This is a genomic window from Microcoleus sp. A003_D6, assembly GCF_036702825.1.
Taxonomy (GTDB): domain Bacteria; phylum Cyanobacteriota; class Cyanobacteriia; order Cyanobacteriales; family Microcoleaceae; genus Microcoleus.
Window position 1 is genome coordinate 35,486 of sequence record NZ_JAUBWA010000040.1, and the last position, 15,599, is coordinate 51,084.

General features: G+C 47.7%; 14 protein-coding genes, 1 tRNA gene, 1 pseudogene and 1 other annotated feature. Of the genes and pseudogenes, 11 read left to right on the plus strand and 5 right to left on the minus strand.

All coding sequences use genetic code 11. From position 1 onward, the window contains the following. The first annotated feature begins 101 nt into the window (after positions 1-101). Positions 102-4,175 (plus strand): non-ribosomal peptide synthetase, encoded by a 4,074-nt coding sequence (locus QUB70_RS13310; protein WP_332980941.1) that lies wholly within the window; start codon positions 102-104, stop codon positions 4,173-4,175. Positions 4,176-4,458: 283 nt separating this feature from the next. Here the strand turns inward: QUB70_RS13310 and QUB70_RS13315 are convergent, their stop codons facing one another. Further along, positions 4,459-5,949 carry an inorganic phosphate transporter gene (locus QUB70_RS13315; protein ID WP_332980944.1) on the minus strand — a complete coding sequence of 497 codons (1,491 nt, stop codon included), beginning with the start codon at positions 5,947-5,949 and terminating at the stop codon, positions 4,459-4,461. 421 nt (positions 5,950-6,370) lie between these two features. Between QUB70_RS13315 and rplS the strand changes: the two genes are divergently transcribed. From rplS to rplL, 9 genes are all read left to right on the plus strand, one after another. Continuing rightward, positions 6,371-6,754: a 50S ribosomal protein L19 gene (gene rplS / locus QUB70_RS13320; protein ID WP_332980945.1), complete on the plus strand. Its 384-nt coding sequence runs from the start codon at positions 6,371-6,373 to the stop codon at positions 6,752-6,754. Between the two features lie 499 nt (positions 6,755-7,253). Next, positions 7,254-7,326 (plus strand) — tRNA-Trp (locus tag QUB70_RS13325). Beyond that, positions 7,297-7,518: a hypothetical protein gene (locus tag QUB70_RS13330; protein WP_332980947.1), complete on the plus strand. Its 222-nt coding sequence runs from the start codon at positions 7,297-7,299 to the stop codon at positions 7,516-7,518. The genes QUB70_RS13325 and QUB70_RS13330 overlap by 30 nt, the downstream gene beginning before the upstream one ends. 128 nt (positions 7,519-7,646) lie before the next feature. After that, positions 7,647-7,880 (plus strand): preprotein translocase subunit SecE, encoded by a 234-nt coding sequence (gene secE / locus QUB70_RS13335; protein ID WP_332980948.1) that lies wholly within the window; start codon positions 7,647-7,649, stop codon positions 7,878-7,880. Next, a complete protein-coding gene (gene nusG, locus QUB70_RS13340) occupies positions 7,877-8,515 on the plus strand; it encodes a transcription termination/antitermination protein NusG (RefSeq protein WP_332953948.1) in 639 nt (212 codons plus the stop codon). The genes secE and nusG overlap by 4 nt, the downstream gene beginning before the upstream one ends. A 3-nt stretch (positions 8,516-8,518) precedes the next feature. Next, positions 8,519-8,944 carry a 50S ribosomal protein L11 gene (gene rplK, locus QUB70_RS13345; protein WP_265239320.1) on the plus strand — a complete coding sequence of 142 codons (426 nt, stop codon included), beginning with the start codon at positions 8,519-8,521 and terminating at the stop codon, positions 8,942-8,944. 240 nt (positions 8,945-9,184) lie between these two features. After that, the gene (rplA, locus tag QUB70_RS13350) at positions 9,185-9,898 is read left to right on the plus strand and encodes a 50S ribosomal protein L1 (protein ID WP_332980950.1); all 714 of its coding nucleotides are present in this window, start codon (positions 9,185-9,187) and stop codon (positions 9,896-9,898) included. 109 nt (positions 9,899-10,007) lie between these two features. Then, positions 10,008-10,180, plus strand: a sequence feature (ribosomal protein L10 leader region). A gap of 29 nt (positions 10,181-10,209) precedes the next feature. Further along, positions 10,210-10,848: a 50S ribosomal protein L10 gene (gene rplJ, locus QUB70_RS13355; RefSeq protein WP_332980953.1), complete on the plus strand. Its 639-nt coding sequence runs from the start codon at positions 10,210-10,212 to the stop codon at positions 10,846-10,848. A 117-nt stretch (positions 10,849-10,965) separates the two neighbouring features. After that, positions 10,966-11,358: a 50S ribosomal protein L7/L12 gene (gene rplL, locus QUB70_RS13360; protein WP_332980954.1), complete on the plus strand. Its 393-nt coding sequence runs from the start codon at positions 10,966-10,968 to the stop codon at positions 11,356-11,358. Positions 11,359-11,459: 101 nt separating this feature from the next. Here the strand turns inward: rplL and QUB70_RS13365 are convergent, their stop codons facing one another. Next, on the minus strand, positions 11,460-12,233 hold the full coding sequence (locus QUB70_RS13365) for an SDR family oxidoreductase (protein WP_332980956.1): 774 nt from the start codon (positions 12,231-12,233) through the stop codon (positions 11,460-11,462). Between the two features lie 5 nt (positions 12,234-12,238). Continuing rightward, a complete protein-coding gene (locus QUB70_RS13370) occupies positions 12,239-12,565 on the minus strand; it encodes a nuclear transport factor 2 family protein (RefSeq protein ID WP_332980957.1) in 327 nt (108 codons plus the stop codon). Positions 12,566-12,658: 93 nt separating this feature from the next. Here QUB70_RS13370 and QUB70_RS13375 point away from each other — a divergent pair, with 93 nt between their 5' ends. Next, on the plus strand, positions 12,659-13,000 hold the full coding sequence (locus tag QUB70_RS13375; protein WP_190740656.1) for a winged helix-turn-helix transcriptional regulator: 342 nt from the start codon (positions 12,659-12,661) through the stop codon (positions 12,998-13,000). A gap of 363 nt (positions 13,001-13,363) precedes the next feature. On the opposite strand, the gene crtD is transcribed toward QUB70_RS13375, so the two are convergent. After that, positions 13,364-14,959 (minus strand): C-3',4' desaturase CrtD, encoded by a 1,596-nt coding sequence (crtD, locus tag QUB70_RS13380; RefSeq protein ID WP_332980958.1) that lies wholly within the window; start codon positions 14,957-14,959, stop codon positions 13,364-13,366. 307 nt (positions 14,960-15,266) lie between these two features. Beyond that, a pseudogene (locus QUB70_RS13385) lies at positions 15,267-15,599 on the minus strand (CopG family transcriptional regulator); the annotation flags it as partial.

The window sequence follows — 15,599 nt, forward strand, 5'->3', positions numbered from 1 at the left end:
AACGCAGATGATTTTAAGAGGGTTGGTGAATGAGTGCAAGAGAGATAATCTAGAAAGTCAATAAAAATGATGGCTGTTGAATAGGTGCAATTTCGATAAATATGCAGCAAGAAATAGAAGTTTTTGTATTCCCCGCATCGTTTGCTCAGCAGCGGCTTTGGTTCCTCAATCAATTAGCACCGGACAATCCTTTCTATAATGTCTCAACCGCGCTCCGCTTAACAGGTTCGCTCAACTTCAGATCCTTAGAGCAAACCTTCAACGAAATTGTGCACCGGCACGAAACTTTACGCACCACTTTTACGCTTTTGGAAGGCGAACTCGTACAAGTTATTGCTCCCATTTTAACCGTATCTATTCCCACAATCGACTTACAAAATCTTTCGCCAAATCAGCAAGAAACCGCAGCGCTGCAACTCGCAACCGATGCAGCGCAATGCGCTTTCGATTTAGCCGCCGGGCCGTTATTCAAAGTAACGCTGTTACAACTCAGTGAAACAGAACATATATTGTTGTTGAATTTACATCATATTGTGGCTGATGGTTGGTCGATTGGAGTGCTAATTCGAGAGCTGGGAATGCTCTACACAGCATTTGTAAAAAATGGGCTCTCGCACTTACCAGCACTGCCCGTGCAGTACGCCGACTTTGCAGAATGGCAGCACCAATGGTTGCAGGGCGAAGTATTAGAAACTCAGTTAGCTTATTGGCGGCAGCAGTTAAACGGAATTACTACACTCAATCTACCAACAGACAGGCAAAGACCTGCCGTTCCATCCTACCGCGGCGCTAAACAATTTATAACACTATCACCTGCTTTGAGCGAGGCGCTAAAGTCATTTAGCCAGCAAGAAAGCGCGACTTTATTTATCACTCTACTAGCCGCTTTTCAAACTTTGCTGTACCGCTATACAGGACAAGTAGATATTGCAGTAGGAACGCCGATCGCCAATCGCAACTTGAGCGAAATAGAAGCATTAATCGGTTTTTTTGTCAACAGTTTAGTGCTGCGTGCAGATTTATCAGGAAACCCAACTTTTCGGGAACTATTGCATCGGGTAAAAAACGTCGCAATGGCAGCCTACGCTCACCAAGATTTGCCCTTCGAGAAGTTGGTTGAGGAAATGCACCCCGATCGCGAATTGAGCCGCAACCCCCTATTTCAAGTTAGTTTCAGCCTGCAAAACACTCCTGTAGCAGCGCTAGAATTGCCGGGAATTGCTTGCGAGGCGATCGACTTTGACGCGGGAACCGCCAAGCTCGATTTAGAGTGCCACTTGTGGGAAGATGCAGGAAGTATTCAAGGGCAATTTGTCTACAGCACAGACTTATTTGATAGCGCCACAATTGCGCGCATGGCGGGACATTTCCAAACGCTGCTCGAAGCCATTGTTGCCAATCCCAAACAGCACCTCAGCGACTTGGCTTTGCTAACAGCGCCAGAATACCAGCAATTATTAATCGATTGGAATGACACTCAGAGAGATTATCCGCAAAACCAGTGTTTCCATCAGCTATTTGAAGAGCGAGTCGCGCTAACGCCCGATGCTGTAGCCGCCGTCTTTGAAAACCAGCAGTTAACCTACCGCCAACTCAACAGCCGAGCCAACAAACTTGCACATTACTTGCAGCAATTGGGAGCAGCACCAGAAATTTTAGTGGGGCTTTGTGTAGAACGTTCCTTAGATGCGATCGTCGGAATCTTAGGCATTATCAAAGCAGGCGCAGCCTACCTGCCTTTAGATCCAACTTATCCTCAAGAGCGCCTTAACTTTATGTTAGAAGATGCTGGCGTGTCAATTTTGGTAACTCAGCAGCACTTAGGCAAAAACTTGACGCATCCGGAAAATTTCGGAGTTTTTTCAGTAGTCTGTTTGGACTGCGACAGAGAAATTATCGCCCGACAAAACCCCGAAAATCCAACTACAAATATCCTACCAAAAAACCTAGCCTACGTCATTTACACATCTGGTTCAACCGGAAAACCAAAAGGCGTTTTAATCGAACATCGGGGACTGTACAACTTAGCACTAGCTCAAATTGAAGCTTTTAACTTAAACTCAAATCACCGCATTTTGCAATTCGCATCCCTGAGTTTTGATGCCTCAATCTTTGAGATTGTCATGGCCTTGGGAACCGGAGCAACACTTTACTGTGCCAAGAAAGAATCTTTGTTGCCCGGACAAACATTAATCCAATTTTTGCAGGACAATGCTATTACCCACGCTACCCTCCCGCCCTCGCTGCTAGCTGTCCTTCCAAACGCCGAACTTCCGGCCCTGCAAACAATTATCTGTGCTGGCGAATCCTGTTCCCCGGATGTTGTTAAATGCTGGGGTTCCAGGCGCAGATTTTTTAACGCTTACGGCCCTACAGAAGCGACAGTCTGGTCAAGTTTAGCCGAAATTGGCGATTCCCTGCGGGATAGCTTCGCTTCACGGCAAAAACCGCCAATCGGCCGCCCAATTGCGAACACTCAACTCTATATTTTAGATGAAAATTTACAGCCTGTACCCGTCGGAATTCCCGGTGAATTGTACATCGGCGGCAGCGGATTGGCGCGAGGCTACCTGAACCGCCCCGAATTAACCGCCCAGCGATTTATTGCTAATCCGTTTAGCCAGAAAGCAGGAGAACGAATTTATAAAACTGGTGACTTAGCTCGCTATTTTCCGGATGGCAATATTGAGTTTTTAGGCCGCACTGACGAACAGGTAAAAATTCGCGGTTATCGAATAGAATTGGGAGAAATTGAAGCGCTGCTGGTTCAGCATCCAGCAGTCAAAGAAACAGTGGCGGTTGCTGAAGATAATTTGTCTGGCAACAAACGCCTTGTTGCTTATATCGTTCCGAATCAGACTCAGGCGCTCAATCCCTTAGAATTGCGCAATTTCCTCAAAGAAAAGCTACCCAACTACATGATTCCCAATGCTTTTGTGGCGATCGACTTTCTGCCCCTAACTCCCAACGGCAAAATCGATCGCCTGCGCCTACAAGCATCGGCAAATATCACTAGCAAATCAACAAATCGAAGCTGCATTGCACCTCGCACGCCAACCGAGTCAACTCTAGCCAAAATTTGGTCAGAAATCCTGAATGCCCAACCAGTTGGTATTCGCGACAACTTCTTCGATTTGGGTGGAGATTCCCTGCTGGCAATCCGCCTCATCAATGAGATTAACCAGCAATTTGAGCGCGAGTTGCCGCTATCTGCTCTTTTTTTAAATCCGACAATTGAAGGTTTAACCGATTCGCTAAATTCAGGAAGAAATTCTCTGAAATGGTCGCCTTTAGTTGCAATTAAGCCTCGCGGTAAAAATCCCCCGTTTTTCTGCGTCCATCCCATCTTTGGCGTCGTATTTCCTTATTGCGAGTTAGCATTTCAGCTAGGAGAAAATCAACCGTTTTACGGGCTGCAACCAAAGGGGATTGACGGCGAAAGTTCTCCGCTAACTAGCATTGAAGACATGGCGGCTGACTACATCGCAGCCTTGCGTACAATTCAACCAAAAGGGCCTTATTTTTTAGGAGGCTGGTCTTTTGGAGGTTTGGTTGCTTTTGAGATGGCTCAACAGTTACTCGCAGCCGGGGATGAAGTGGCTTTGCTTGCTGTGCTGGATACTTTAGCGCCGGTTTCTGCTAACAAACCTTCTTTTTGGGACGGTTGCAAGTTTATTCTGACTACAGTTTCGCGCTCTATCTGGCCTTTTATAGTAGATTATTTTCGCTTGGTGGCTGCTGCGGAAAATGTTCAAAGTGGCGGTATTTTTGCCAAATTTCCGCAATTAAATAAGATGCTTAATTTGGTAGCTAATTTTTTGCATCGCTGGAATTGGAAACAGGCGGTTATGGTTAGCATCCTATCTCAGGAGTCAAAAGAAAGAAGCTGGCGCGAGCTGGCAATTCCTTCGATGTTTACTGTATTTCAGGCTAATAGTCAAGCAACTCTCAGCTATCGACCGAAAATTTATCCGCAGCGAATTACTCTGTTTAGATCGAGGGAAAAGCTAAGCACGAACCATCAAGATCCGACTCTTGGCTGGAGCGATTTAACGGCGGCACAAGTAGAGGTGATTAGAATTCCTGGGAATCATCTTACTATGCTGAGAAAGCCAGGGGTCGAGGTGCTGGCTCAACAGCTAAAGCAGTTCTTGGATCGGGAATTAAGTGATTGAGTTACCTGCGGGCTTGTGCGAGGTAAAAAAAGTGCGATCGCCAGAAGCAAACTTTGTGAAACTAGAAATCATATCAAATCTGTTAAGAGCGGAATTATTCCCTCTATTCTTTTCATCTGCGTGAATCCGCGTCAATCCCTTGTCATCTGCGGTTAATACATTCTCTTTTTTTAACCGCAGATGAGGGCAGATCAACACAGATTAACGCAGATAAATTAGATCAATTCCGGTTGCACTATCCATCCGTGATTGTTGACTGTTGACTGTTCTGAAATGCCTCAATCTAAAATCTAAAATTTAAAATCCATTGGGCGATGCTGAAGATGATAGCACCCAAACCTGCTGCGATCGGAATTGTCACTAGCCAAGCCGAACCAATTGACAGCAAAGTTTGCAAGCGTACTGTTTTCCAAGCTTTGACAAGCCCGACTCCGACAACTGCACCGACTAAAGCGTGGGATGTGGAAACTGGCAAACCGAAGCGGGATGCTAGCAAGACTGTGGTGGCTGTGGCTAATTCCGCGCAAAATCCGCCGCTGGGTTGGAGTTCGATAATTTTTTCGCCGACTGTGGCAATTACATTTTTGCCCCAGATGGCTAAACCGATGACTATTCCTGCGCCTCCGACGACTAAAATCCACAGGGGAACACTGAAATCCTCTGAGGGAAAGGAACCTGTGCGCCGGATGTAGGCGATCGCAGCTAGGGGAGCAACTGCATTTCCTACGTCGTTGGAACCGTGGGAAAATGCTACAAAACAGGCGCTCAAGACTTGAAATCTCGCCATTTGTTGCTCGATGAGAGAGTGGCGGGGAGGGGGAGAGGGGGAGAGGGGGAGAGTGGGAGAGGGGGAGAGGGGGAGAGGGGGAGAGGGGGGGAGGGGGAGAGTGGGAGATTGGGAAAATATTCTCTCTTTCTTATTCCTTGCCTCCGTTACATCCGTTACATCCGTTACATCCGTTGCATCCGTTACATCCGTTACAAAATCCGCTGCCGAACCTTCTTCCTTCTCAACTGATTCTAATTTTTTCCAGCTATTGAGTGTGAGCCCGATCGCCCCAATACTCCCGATGCCAATGACAATATCGTGAATTGGCAGATTCCAGCCAAATCGATCGTACACAAAGGCGATCGCCCCTGTCTGCACCAAAGCAACATCCACAATAGACGGCAGTACAATTATCCCAAATACGCTCAGCATTGCTGCACTCAGCCAAGGTATCCACTCGCGCATTTGAGATAGAGGATCTGGTCGATCGAGAATCGAATACTTCACCACACTGTAAAATAGCGCTGCTAAAGCACCGCTGGCAAAAGGTGTCGCCACCCAAGTTAGGGAGATCGTGCCGATGGTTCGCCAATCAACCGCATTAATTCCGGCTGCAACACAGCTAAAACCCGCGATCGCGCCCACCACTGCATGGGATGAAGAAACTGGCAAACCTCGACTGGTAGCGATTTGCAGCCAGATCCCGCAAGCTATCAGCACTGACACCATCCCGATCAAAAATACTTGCGGTTGAGCAGCGAACACTTCTGCATTCACAACTCCTGTTGCGAGAGTTTCGGAAACTCCTTGGCCGAACAGCACTGCGCCGGAAAACTCCAGTATGCCTGCAACAATTATTGCCTGCCGCAGCGTTAGCGCCTTCGAGCCTACGGATGTCCCCATCGAGTTAGCGACATCGTTTGCCCCCAAGTTGGCGGCGACGTAGAAGGCGAGTGCAGCCATTGCCCCCAGTTGCAGAAATACGACCCCAGAGGTATTTAACATAGAAGTTTTTTGACATAAAACTGGTAGTTCGATATATGATAAGGGATTGTCAGTAACCCAGGTCTAAAAGACACTGGGCTTGCAAGAGCAATTCGCGCAAGCCGTACTGACCAGCCTCAGTCTTAAGTGACTACGTTTTTTGAGTCACGACACCTGGAAATGCGTAGCTAGTTTCCTGCTCTGTCATTTGCAATTAAACAGTCTTAAGGTCACTGAGACAGTGTTGCAAGTCTAAAAAGCTCTTAAAACATTGGCGAAGCTAACATTACTGGAATGGCAAGGCGCTCCCGGCAATACAGGGATTAGACAAGTACCATTCCTCTACTTGTCTAGCCCCGAAAGGGGTAGGCGGTTTAAACCGCTCGTGTCGTTTCCCTCTCTGGGCTCAAGCCTCTGAGTGTCCAACTTACCGAGTTTTTTTATGAAAGGCGCAGAAATAATCCGTTCTATCGAAACGGCAGAAATAAATAGAGTCAAGGTAGAACTCAGCAAAGTTCTCCCCGAAATTTACGTCGGCGACACAGTGCGAGTCGGCGTGAGAATTAAAGAAGGCAGCAAAGAACGGGTTCAGCCCTACGAAGGGACTGTGATTGCCATGCGTAACGGCGGGATTAATGAAACAATCACCGTCCGCCGCGTGTTTCAGGGCGTCGGAGTGGAACGGGTGTTTTTGATTCACTCGCCCCGCATCGCCACGATCCAAGTGATGCGCCGCGGGAAAGTTCGCAGAGCAAAACTTTACTACCTGCGCGATCGGGTGGGCAAAGCTACTCGCGTCAAACAGCGGTTCGATCGCTCCCTGTAGGAATGCACCCAGCTTCCCCTTGGTTCATCAGAAAATTGGGTAGAAACCCCGTCCTTTTAGGACGGCTTTATCTTACAATATAATTGGTCAACGACCCACCCGTGACGATGGATCAGACAGCCTATACGAGCGAAGTTCAGCTTGGTGCTGACGGCGAAGCAAAATCGGTAGACCGGGAAAAGAGGATAGGGCAATGGTAAACATCCCTAGAATCAAAACTACGAAGAATTCCGTTTGGTATTCGACACGTAAAAACCGCAGGGCTTGTGGGGTTAGTCTGTGGAGCAAACATAAGACCAAATCTCTTTGAGGGTGGAGGCAGTTGCGAAGAAACAGAAATTCAAATCGTGAGGTTTGGGAATCCCCGTCCGCGACGGTCGGGGTGGATGTCAAGGTTCATGGGAAATTGAAAAAAATCAAAAAAAAGTTTCCCATTTACGAGCGCACTGTGTTAAAATAGAAATCTAGAGGTTAAGCGAATTTCAGCAACCTCACCTGTGCGCTCTTAGTTCAGTTGGTAGAACGCAGGTCTCCAAAACCTGATGTCGGGGGTTCAAGTCCTCCAGGGCGCGCTGAATCACCAAACATTAAATTCTGCCCGAAAGCGCCCGGATTATTGGCTGGCAACAGTTAAAACCGCAAACTTTCGGGTAGAATTAATTTTTGTGGGCGGTTCGCAAAAAATGCCATCAACAAATGCTCGGTGTGGCTTCTGGCTCGTCGGTTTCGGCGGCATTCACACCGTTTATGGGTTGGGCTTGTAAAAAAGTGATGGCTTTGGATTTGAGATTTGGACTTGGGCGTAAGTGGTTAGTGTCAAAAAATCAGATAGCCGCGAGCTACTCACACAATTCTTTAATCTAAAATCTAAAATAGCAAGGGGGATTCAATCGTGGCGAAAAAAGACGAAGCTCAAGAAACTCAAGAAATAACGGCGCCTGGGTTTAACCCTGCGGGTTTTTTTAAGGAAACTAGAGAAGAACTCGACAAAGTGGTTTGGCCTAGCCGGCAGCAGCTAATCAGCGAGTCTTTGGCCGTGCTTTTGATGGTAATCCTCTCAGCAAGCCTGATCTATTTTGTGGATAATTTCTTTAACTGGGGCGCGGGAAAGGTGTTTGGGCCATGACTTTTGCATCAGAAGAATCTGAGTATTCCACAGAAGCGACGGGACAGGCAGCATCGCCAGATGTGCCGGAGATTGATGCTCGCTGGTATGCTGTTCAAGTTGCCTCTGGCTGCGAGAAGCGCGTGAAGGCCAACTTGCAGCAGCGGATTCAAACTTTGGATGTTGCCGATCGCATCGTTCAAGTCGAAATTCCGCAAACTCCGGCAATCAAAGTCGGCAAAGACGGTTCCAGGCGGCAGTCAGATGAAAAAATCTTTCCCGGCTACGTACTCATCCGTATGTTTATGGACGAGGATACGTGGCAGGTGATCAAGAATACCCCGAATGTAATTAACTTTGTCGGGGCAGAGCAGAAACGCCGCTACGGGCGCGGCAGGGGTCACGTCAAACCGCTACCTCTGAGTCATTCGGAAGTAGAACGGATCTTCAGAAACGCTCAGGAATCAGAACCGGTTGTCAAAGTATCGATGTCTGCTGGAGACCACGTTGTGGTACTTTCCGGGCCGTTTAAGGATTTTGAAGGTGATGTGATTGAAGTTAGCCCGGAACGAAACAAGCTCAAAGTTTTACTCTCGATTTTTGGGCGCGATACGCCTGTAGAATTGGAGTTCAATCAGGTTCAGAAACAGAACTAACTAATGGCAAAGAAAGTTGTTGCAGTAATTAAGTTGGCGATTACAGCGGGAAAAGCCAACCCAGCTCCTCCGATCGGCCCGGCTCTGGGTCAGCACGGCGTCAATATTATGATGTTTTGCAAGGAGTACAATGCTAGAACCGCAGACCAAGCGGGTCTGGTGGTTCCGGTAGAAATTTCGGTTTTTGAAGACCGCAGTTTTACGTTTATTCTCAAAACTCCGCCGGCGTCGGTTTTGATTCAAAAAGCTGCTGGCATTGCTAAGGGTTCGGGTGAACCTAACCGCAAGCAAGTAGGGACAATTACACAGGCTCAGTTGCGAGAAATCGCTGAAACAAAAATGCCTGACCTCAATGCTAATGATGTTGACGCTGCTATGAAAATTGTGGCGGGAACGGCTAAAAATATGGGCGTGGCGATCGCCGATTGAAGGAAGAAGGAAGAAGGAAGAAGGAAGAAGGAAGATTTTTCCTAGTCCAAGTTCCAAATTGCTAATCCAAAATTCCTGATTTTGAAGCTAAAATCTTCAAGCTCAAATCGCAAATCCTAAGTCGGTTCAGGGGGAGAAGCAAAGCTTCGCTAGTAACCGAAAACGGGTAGATTTTAAGATTGTCCGATAGGTTCAATCTAAAATCTAAAATCTAAAATCGACTGACCCCAGGAGATAACAATGGCAAAGAAAGTATCCCGAAGACTGCAAGAACTTCAAAAGAAAGTTGAAGAGAGGCCTTACCTACCGCTGGAAGCTCTGCAACTTTTGAAAGAAACAGCAACCGCTAAGTTTGGCGAATCTGCTGAAGCTCACATCCGTTTGGGAATTGACCCGAAATATACTGACCAACAGTTGCGGACAACTGTATCGCTGCCAAAAGGCACTGGTCAAATAGTCAGAATTGCGGTGATTGCTAAGGGCGAAAAAGTTAAAGAAGCTCTGAATGCCGGCGCGGATATTGCTGGTTCTGAAGAGTTGATCGATGAAATTCAGAAGGGCATGATGGACTTCGATTGCCTGATTGCTACCCCAGATGTGATGCCGTTGGTCGCAAAATTGGGCAGATTGTTGGGCCCGCGCGGTTTGATGCCTTCTCCGAAAGGTGGCACGGTGACGGCTGACATTGCTCAGGCGATCAACGAGTTTAAAGGTGGTAAGATGGAATTCCGTGCCGATAAAACTGGCATCGTTCATGTTATGTTTGGCAAGGCCGCTTTTTCAGCGGAAGATTTGCTGGTCAACCTTCATGCTTTGCAAGAAACTGTTGACCGCAACCGTCCTTCGGGTGCTAAAGGTCGCTACTGGCGCAGTTTGTATGTATCCGCAACAATGGGCCCGTCGATCGAAGTCGATATCAGTGCCCTGCGCGATACCAAAGTTGATGCTGCGTAGAAAGAATTAAGCAGAAGGCAGAAGGTAAAAGACAGCTTCGGCTGTCTGTGTAAGTCTCTCACAAGACTTACGCCAGACCCTTGCTAATGTCTGCCTTCTTGTGATAGCCTAATCAAAAATCAATAAGCTGAAGACCGCAGGTGCCGATCGCTTAATTTCCTGCCGAGGCTGAAGAAATAAAAACTCAAGACTCAAAGATTAGAAATTTTCTATTTTTAATTCTGACTTGTTAATTTTTAATTCTCTGCCCCGGCTTGATGGTCGGGGTTTTTGACGGGAAATTTTCAATCCTAAAAGGAGGTGAAATAAGTATGGGCAAAAGTTTAGCAGTAAAAAATGAGATTATTGCAGACCTCAAGCAAACCTTGAGCGAATCTCAATTGGTAATCGCGATCGACTACACGGGCTTAACTGTTGCTGAAATCACAGATTTGCGGCGGCGTTTGCGTCCGAAAGGCAGCAGTTGCCAAGTGGCAAAAAACACGCTGATGCGAATTGCTGTTGAAGGCAACGACACCTGGCAGCCGATACAGGAATTGCTGACCGGTACGTCGGCATTTGTGTTCGTGCAAGAAGATATTGGCGGCGCGATTAAAGCTTACCAAGAATTCCAAAAAGCTTCTAAGAAGACTGAACTTCGCGGCGGCGTGATGGAAGGACGGGTGCTGAAAGAAGCTGATGTTAAAGCATTAGCCGATCTGCCGTCGAAAGAACAACTCATGGCTCAAATTGCTGGCGCTATCAACGGTGTCGCAACCAAGTTGGCTGTGGGTATCAATCAAGTTCCTACTTCGATCGCTCGCGGTCTTAAAGCTTATGCTGAAAAAGACGGCGGTTCCGCAGAAGTAGAAGCAGAAGTAGAAGCAGAAGCACAACCTGAAGCGCAACCTGAAGCAGAAGCACAAGCAGAACCTGAAGCAGAACCTGAAGCAGAAAGCGCATCTGCTTAAATAGTTTTGGTTGGGGATTTTGAGTTTTGAATTAAGAAATCTTGAACTTAAAATTCACAACTGACAACTGACAACTGACAACTGACAATTAATCAAATCGAATTAGGAGTTCAAAAAATGTCTACTGCAACTGATGAAATCTTGGACAAACTTAAGTCTCTGACTTTGCTCGAAGCCTCTGAATTGGTCAAGCAAATTGAAGAAGCTTTCGGCGTCAGCGCTGCTGCTCCTGTAGGCGGCATGATGATGATGCCCGGTATGGGTGGCGGAGCCCCTGCTGAAGAAGTAGAAGTACAAACTGAGTTCAGCGTGATTCTTGAAGAAGTTCCTGCTGACAAGAAAATTGCAATTCTGAAGGAAGTCCGGGCGATTACCGGTCTGGGTCTGAAGGAAGCGAAAGACTTGGTAGAAGCTGCACCGAAGGCAGTTAAGGAAGCTATTGCTAAGGAAGCTGCTGAAGAATTGAAGAAACAGCTTGAAGCTGTGGGCGCAAAGATTTCTATCAAGTAGTCAGAGAATGTAGTTGATATCAATTCCGGTGAAACCGGAATGATGGTTGACTGTTGACTGTTCCCTAAACGGAACTCCCCCGCATACGGGGGAAGTTCCGGTTAAGCTGTTGGGACAGTTCCTCCGTCAATCACGTGTTCTGTACCGGTAATAGACGCTGCGCGCGGTGATGCCAAAAACGCGATCAGATTTGCCACTTCAGCCGGTGTTGATGGTCGCCCGAGTGGAATGCCACCCAGCCATTCCATAACGATCCGCTTGCCTCCTTCGTAATCGGTGCCTGCTTGTTGGGCAAGGCGTTCGGCTAAAGCCACGGATGCCTCGGTTTCTACCCATCCCGGAGACACGCGCAAGACTCGTACACCTTTTGGCGAGACTTCTTTAGACAAGCTTTTGCTGTAGGTTGAAAGCGCGGCTTTGGCTGCCGCATAAGCAGTGGTTGAGTCCGGCAGGGGAAGCTGGTGTTGAATTGATGTGACATGGATAATTACCCCCTCCCCTTGCGTCACCATTCCGGGCAGTAGGGCACGGTCTAGGCGTACTGCGGGAAAAAGGTTGAGATTCAATTCCTGTTGCCATTCTCGATCGTCGAGTGCCGCAAAACCGCCAGCCGGTGCTGATGAACCACCCAACACATGAACGATGATATCTACGCCACCAAGACGTTCGTTAACGGCGTCCACCACAGCGTTACATCCCTCTAGGGTCGTCAGATCGGCGGAGATAAACAGTTTTTCTGGAAAGGAGCGAGGGCGGACTCGTGCCGCAGTCAGCACACTGGCTCCACAATCTTGAAAGAGAGTGACAACGGCTCCACCAATTCCTTTGGTGCCAGCAGTAACCAATACTCGTTTCCCGTTCAGTTCTAAATTCATAGACATCAGTTAATCTCCAGAGATTGGATTTTGCCACTTTTAAGTTGAAAAGAGTGACGGAGTTGTATCGGGCTGCCGGGAAAATTCCCGGTGATTTTGGCAACGACTGTCACAGACTCTCCCACTTGAGCGGTGCTAATTGGCTCTGTACAATATTCAAATTTTTTCCGCGACTCCTGAAGCCACGACTGAATCGCTCCATGCCCTCGATGAGTCTTGCCTTCGTCAAACACTACGGCATCCTGCGTGAAACAATCCGTTATCCGGGTAGTGTCTGTGCCGTTACAGGTGACGAAATAGGTGCCGATCAATTCAGCCAGTTGCAGATTCATTTTTGTTTCTCTTGCTGGAAAGTTGCTGTACAAGAATTCTCTGCTTAGACTTGCAAATAATCAAGAACGCACGAAAAAGTAAGTTGCACACCTATGAGAAAGGTTTACACCCCCTCGACGGCAGCGGCAGATGTCGCAGAAGTGATACGGTTGCTGGAAGGGCGCTGGAAGCTGGTCATCCTCTTTCATTTGTTCGACGGCAAAGTGCAGCGCTATTCTGATTTCGAGAAACTTATTCCGGGCATCTCCCAAAAGATGCTGTCCCAGCAATTAAAGACGCTGGAAGCTGACGGGATTGTGATCCGAAAGATCTATCCGCAGGTACCGCCTAAGGTTGAATATAGGCTGACCGCGTGGGGACAGGCTTTGTGCCCTGCTCTGGATGCACTTCTGAATTGGGCGGAGCAGAAGGGTCGTTTCGAGGACTCAGCTTAACAAAACATTGCACTAGACATCTCCAGAAATTCTAAATTTTGAACGATATTATTAGGGTTTCAGCCCTGTTTTTCGTAATTATTGGAGATGTCTACTGGGCAAATCGGTGAACGTGGCGTTAGACCGCCAGGTCTCAATTAGGACGGTCGCTTGAAGTTACTTGCAGGGCATTCAAAATTAAAATCGCTAAGCATGAGTAGCTGTAACGACGATTTGTAACAACAATTAGTTAGTGCAGCCGTCGTTTAATCGGAACTTACCCCCTGCGGGGTAGTTCCGCCTAAATTTAATCGCGCGATAGTTACATCTCTCGCGCGATTAATTATTTTTTGCGCTAGGGAAACGGCACGGTGCGGTGGCCTCTTAGATTTTAGAGGCGGCTTCCATTTGTCGCACTACTGTTAAAGCTGAATAGGAAACACCGGCAGTGCCTTCTCCGGGATGGGTGGAGTCGCCTACTAACCACAAGTTTTTAATTGGTGTGCGGTTGGCAAATCCGAAGGGGCCGAAGGTTGGTATTCGCTGCCCGATGCCGCCGACAACTCCTTTATCTCTCGCTGTGTAGCGGGCAAAGGTGCGGGGTGTGGCGGCTTCTTTGTGTACAATTTTTTCGGGCGTCAAATTGAAATATTCGCTCAAACGGGCGATCGCCCCTGCGGTATATTTTTCCTTCAATCCTTCATAATCAACCGAATTCCACCACATTCTAGTATCGGTAAATGACGAAGCGATAATTGTCGCCATTCCCTTCGGTGCTCGGCCATCACCCGGATGACTGACTGAAACAAATAATGAATTATTCTCCCCAATCTCACCTTCGTAATCGTAGAGAAACTGAAGGTGGGGCGGACAATTTTCTGGAATTGCGCTTTCATGCACTCCCAAATATATCACGAAAGCACCGGATGCGGGCGGCAATTTATCTACTCGATATTTGTAGCCTGCCATTTGATTTGGGAGTTTGTTTGTTGTCTCTGAAGTCTCTGATTTAACGGATAAATTCTCTGTTAATTTTTCTAAAACAGGCTGGCTTGACAACAATTTTACTAGATTTTGCGCGGTCACGTTGGCAACAATGCGATCGGCAGTTTCTGTCCAAACTTCGCCTGTTTTGTGATTGCGAATCACTGTACCGGTTGCTTTGCCGTTGGCGGTGACAATACTTTCAACTGTGTGACGGAGTAAGACTTTGCCGCCGTAGAGTTCGATCGCCCCTACGAGTCGATCGCTCAACACCTGCATACTTCCTTCTAGATGATACAATCCCTGCGGCTCTTGCGAAACTCCTAAAGCCGTCGCCGCATAAAGTAGCGCCGTTTCTTCGGTATCGACTTGAGAATACAATTTTAACTGCAAATCCAGAAAAGTTCTCAAGCGCAAATTGTCGCCCAACCCGCAAAGCCGCAAAGCATCTCCCACCGTCATAAAAGTGAAAGGCAAAGTAATTAAAGTATCCGGGCGAACAGCTTGAATTAATTGCCAGAAATCCCAGAAGTTTCTGGGCGGTAAAACTGGATCGCGCCCTTGAAATTTCCAGCTAGCTTTGAACAGTGCAGACAATAATTGCCAAAAAGGTTCGCTTCCGGGAAACTGCCGCTGCCTTTCTTGCTGCCACTTTTGCGGGTCTCGCCACACGCTAATCGGTGTCGTTTCTCCCGGCAAAAACACCGCACAAGCCGGATCGCAGGGTGTGGCGGCGGGAAGTTCTATGTCTAATTCTGAGAAAATTCGGTGGTGAATTCCTCCGGGTTCCAATCCTGCAACCTGCGTGGCGCCGACATCGAAGGTAAAGCCTTGGCGTTTGAAGGTGGAAGCGCACCCGCCGGGGACGATCGCCTGCTCTAAGACTAGCACTTTGTATCCTCTGCGGGCTAGCAAGGCCGCTGCTGTGAGCCCGCCGATTCCGCCTCCGATTACCGTCACGCGGGATTTGCGTTGAGAGGTGCGATCGCTCGTCATAATTTATTTACTGTAATATTTCTTAATAGTATGCTCATATTTTGCAATAGACCTCTTGCAAAAATCCTTTTAATCAAATTCTGGAACGGGCAAGATGCCCGTTCCACAAGAAAAAAAATTTTGTGGGATGGGCATCTTGCCCGTCCTAGTTATTTTTGCAAGAGGTCTAATAAAAAGCTCTTGTAGCGACAGGTTGAAATCTATGGCTACAAGAGGAAGGAGTCCGAGTTGAGAGGACGTTTTGTTTTAGGGGTAAGCTGCTCCGGGCGCACCCGGAGCGTTAGACTGTGCCGTGCTGATGAGAGAATCAGCGACGGCGCCACTTGTTGAGATAAGCTTCGCCAATCCCAGCCACAGCCTGCACTTGAGCTAGCTGTTCGCGTAAAGCTTTGATGGTTCTTAGCTGTTCTTGAGACTGTTGCTGCAAAGCGTCGTTACTTCGCTGTATCGCCGCACTGTGGCTCAATTGATTTTCTAGAGATTGCAACTTGGTCAGTTGAACTTGGAAGTCGCCGATCGCACTTGACTTTTCTGCCAACTGGTGCTGTAAAGATTCGTAACTTGACTTCGCTACAGTTTCGGCTAATTGGCTTTCGAGATTTTGCTTTTCGCTGGCTAATTGCTGCTGCAAAGAAGCGAT

Bases quoted from the DNA above. Each gene is read 5' to 3' on its own strand.
- QUB70_RS13310 (WP_332980941.1), top strand. From the start codon at position 102: ATGCAGCAAGAAATAGAAGTTTTTGTATTCCCCGCATCGTTTGCTCAG.
- QUB70_RS13315 (WP_332980944.1), bottom strand. From the start codon at position 5,949: ATGTTAAATACCTCTGGGGTCGTATTTCTGCAACTGGGGGCAATGGCT.
- rplS (WP_332980945.1), top strand. From the start codon at position 6,371: ATGAAAGGCGCAGAAATAATCCGTTCTATCGAAACGGCAGAAATAAAT.
- QUB70_RS13330 (WP_332980947.1), top strand. From the start codon at position 7,297: ATGTCGGGGGTTCAAGTCCTCCAGGGCGCGCTGAATCACCAAACATTA.
- nusG (WP_332953948.1), top strand. From the start codon at position 7,877: ATGACTTTTGCATCAGAAGAATCTGAGTATTCCACAGAAGCGACGGGA.
- rplK (WP_265239320.1), top strand. From the start codon at position 8,519: ATGGCAAAGAAAGTTGTTGCAGTAATTAAGTTGGCGATTACAGCGGGA.
- rplA (WP_332980950.1), top strand. From the start codon at position 9,185: ATGGCAAAGAAAGTATCCCGAAGACTGCAAGAACTTCAAAAGAAAGTT.
- rplJ (WP_332980953.1), top strand. From the start codon at position 10,210: ATGGGCAAAAGTTTAGCAGTAAAAAATGAGATTATTGCAGACCTCAAG.
- rplL (WP_332980954.1), top strand. From the start codon at position 10,966: ATGTCTACTGCAACTGATGAAATCTTGGACAAACTTAAGTCTCTGACT.
- QUB70_RS13365 (WP_332980956.1), bottom strand. From the start codon at position 12,233: ATGAATTTAGAACTGAACGGGAAACGAGTATTGGTTACTGCTGGCACC.
- QUB70_RS13370 (WP_332980957.1), bottom strand. From the start codon at position 12,565: ATGAATCTGCAACTGGCTGAATTGATCGGCACCTATTTCGTCACCTGT.
- QUB70_RS13375 (WP_190740656.1), top strand. From the start codon at position 12,659: ATGAGAAAGGTTTACACCCCCTCGACGGCAGCGGCAGATGTCGCAGAA.
- crtD (WP_332980958.1), bottom strand. From the start codon at position 14,959: ATGACGAGCGATCGCACCTCTCAACGCAAATCCCGCGTGACGGTAATC.